General features: G+C 66.1%; 3 protein-coding genes. 2 read left to right on the forward strand and 1 reads right to left on the reverse strand.

Annotation, left to right across the window (positions count from 1 at the left end; all coding sequences use genetic code 11):
• Together AC1D1G_RS43770 and AC1D1G_RS43775 are read left to right on the forward strand one after the other, a co-directional pair.
• Window positions 1-878: catalase family peroxidase (locus AC1D1G_RS43770; RefSeq protein ID WP_477956771.1), on the forward strand; the 878-nt coding region annotated here is incomplete at its 5' end.
• Window positions 868-1,491, forward strand: a complete 624-nt coding sequence (locus tag AC1D1G_RS43775) for a cytochrome b (protein WP_477956772.1) — start codon at window positions 868-870, stop codon at window positions 1,489-1,491. The genes AC1D1G_RS43770 and AC1D1G_RS43775, both read left to right, overlap by 11 nt.
• A gap of 265 nt (window positions 1,492-1,756) precedes the next feature.
• Here AC1D1G_RS43775 and AC1D1G_RS43780 read toward each other — a convergent pair whose 3' ends face one another.
• Window positions 1,757-2,641 carry a class I SAM-dependent methyltransferase gene (locus AC1D1G_RS43780; RefSeq protein WP_317568858.1) on the reverse strand — a complete coding sequence of 295 codons (885 nt, stop codon included), beginning with the start codon at window positions 2,639-2,641 and terminating at the stop codon, window positions 1,757-1,759.
• Window positions 2,642-2,902: the final 261 nt, after the last annotated feature.

The following is a 2,902-nucleotide window of genomic DNA, read 5'->3' on the forward strand; positions in this document are numbered from 1 at the left end:
GAGTCAGCGCGACCGGATACTTCACCGCCACCGGTGCCGGGTCCGGAGTTTCCACGGCCARCGTTTTCCGGGCCGGCCGGATGCCGGTGACCGGCCGGTTCTCACTCTCGGGCGGGAATCCGTCCACTCCGGACGCCGACGCCACGGTCCGCGGGCTGGGGTTGGCGTTCGACCTCCCCGATGGCGAGCAGTGGCGCACCGCGATGATCAACACCCCGGTGTTCCCCGACCGGACACCAGACGGCTTCTACGAGCGGTTGCTCGCATCGAAAACGGACCCGGCCACCGGCAAGCCCGATCCGGATCGCATGGCGGCGTTTCTTTCCCGCCATCCCGAGACCGCGGCGGCGATGAACCTCATCCGACAGCATCCACCGACCTCCGGGTTCGACAACAGCACCTTCTACGGTCTCAATGCCTTCCATTGCACCAACGACACCGGAGTCACGGTTGCGGTGCGGTGGACACTGGTCCCCGCGCAACCGGTCCGCTCCCCCGGCCTGCCRCCGCTGCCGGGGCGCGATCACCTCTTCGACGCCCTCACCGCGGCAGTCTCGCGTGGGCCGCTGCGGTGGCGGATGTTGCTCACGATCGGTCAACCAGGCGATCGGACCGACGACGCCACCCGGCCGTGGCCGCCGACCCGGCAGGTCCTCGATGTCGGCACCGTGACCATCGAGGCGGTCCGGACCGAAGCGCCGCACAACGCGCGGGACCTCAACTTCGACCCGCTCATTCTCCCAACGGGCATTGCACCCTCGGACGATCCCCTGCTCAGCGCCCGGTCCGCGGTCTACACCGAATCGTTCACCCGCCGGTCCGGGGAGCCGAAAACACCGGCGCTCGTTGACGTGGATGGGGTGCGCGATGACCGCTGACCCGACCGACCGCCCACTCCGGTTCGCGGCGACCGTCCGGGTGCTGCATTGGGCGATGGCGGTCATGGTGATCGCACAACTGCTCATCGGCGCCGTCATGGTGACGACCCTCGACCGCTACCACCTGCTGCGCTCGGTGCACGTCCCGTTGGGCGCCGCAATCCTCGCGCTGGTGATCGTCCGCATCGGCAACCGGCTGGTGTGCCGCACGCCCGCACCACCCGCCTCCATGGGACCGGTCGAGCGCCGGGTCGCAACCGCGTCGGAGTACCTGCTCTACGGGCTGCTCGTGATCCAGCCGCTCACCGGGTGGGCCATGCTCTCGGCCGGTGGCTACCCGATCATCCTCTACCAGCATCTGCACCTGCCCACGCTGCTTGCACCAGATCCCCGCGTCTACGCGTTGTCGAGACAAGCTCACACTGCATTCGCCTACCTGCTGTTCTTCACCTTCACCGCACACATGTCCGCCGTCCTCTTCCATGTGCTGGTCCTGAACGACAGGCTCCTCGACCGGATGGCGCCGTGGCGCACTCGCCGAAAGTCTTCGCCTACCACTTCCCGACCGGCATCGGCGCGGATCGTCGATGACGTTGCTGCAGAGCAGGATTGAGAATAGTGATGCTCACAGCACCGGTGCTGAGACCGGCGTGCGACTCGTGCCGACCGCGTGATAAAGCACCAGGTCGGTGAGCGGGAAAATGCCCCAGACAGGGGTTCGGCCGGGAATGCTCTCACATTCTCGGCCGGATCTCTGCTTCTCGAGTGTTTCACCGTTGCCGATTACTCTCTCGATCCGCAACTACCAATGTACGCGCGGATGGCGGTCCACCGCAATGGCTCGCCCCCGCGGTTCATCGCTGCAAGCTGGGCAGTGGCTACTTGACCGCCGTCAGGTACGTCGATCGCTTCGACAGATCGACAAGTTCTTCAGGGAGATCCGGAACCGGCCGCCCGTAGGCGGCCGCCAGCTCGAGCGAATTGGACCGCCGCACCGACCAGCCGTGCCCGGTCAACCACTGCACCGGATCGGCCCGCTCGTCACCGTAGAATAGCTCGGAGATGTCGAGGTCGCCGAACGGATTCTCGGCGAAATACTTCGCTCTGATGGCGTCGAAGCGTTGCATATCGGTTCCCGCCGCGAAGTTGTCCACGGCAAGGTGGCTGCCGGAGCTGGACAGTTGGTCGATCCGCTCGAACAGCGCGTCGTGCGCCGCGCCCGGGAGGTAAGCCAGCAGGCCCTCCACCGACCACGCGGTCGGCTTACCAGGGTCGAAGCCTGCGGCTTCGAGGGCGGCAGGCCAGTCGTCTCGCAGATCGACGGCCACCGGGCGACGATCAGCCGTCGCCCTGGCCCCATGATCGGCGAGGACATCCTCTTTGAATTCCAGCACCTGCGGTTGGTCGACCTCGAAGACCGTCGTGCCGGTCGGCCAGTCCAAGCGATATGCCCGTGCGTCCAACCCGGCCGCGAGGATCACCGCCTGCGAAACCCCCGCGCCCGTGGCTGACGAGAAGAACTCATCGAAGAATCTGGTCCGAGCACCCATGAAGCCCGAGAACGGCATGTCCCCGAGTAACGACGGGTCGGCCAACAGCCCGGTGAAATGTGGTTCACCCGCCGCTTCGACGAACAACCGCGCGTAGTCGTCCTGAATCAACGCGTCGGGGCGGACTGTCTCCAACGCCCGAAATGTCGCCACTCCCAACGCGGTCAGGCCCACGCTACTGACGATGTCCCAACTGTCTCCATCGGTTCGCATCGCTGAAGTATCCTCCCGATCTCGTCGCAATTCGGAGCCGACTACCGAGCAGAGCAGATCGGCGACGAGGCCGGAGAAGTTCGGTAAGGCCTCACCGAAATCCGGGCCCAGCGTGATCGACCGAACCCGCGCAATTCTACGCTCGGGCCATCGCAGTCAGCCGGAGCCGATTCGCCGACCTCGCACCCGCTCGGTCGCGTTCCCGGCCACCGCCGAGGTGACCAGGCGGAGTGGCACGGGACCGAACATGTGGTGTACAAC

The organism is Rhodococcus sp. P3_B8 (genome assembly GCF_056402775.1).

Coding starts and splice junctions, on each gene's coding strand:
- AC1D1G_RS43775 (WP_477956772.1), top strand. CDS start 868: ATGACCGCTGACCCGACCGACCGCCCACTCCGGTTCGCGGCGACCGTC.
- AC1D1G_RS43780 (WP_317568858.1), bottom strand. CDS start 2,641: ATGCGAACCGATGGAGACAGTTGGGACATCGTCAGTAGCGTGGGCCTG.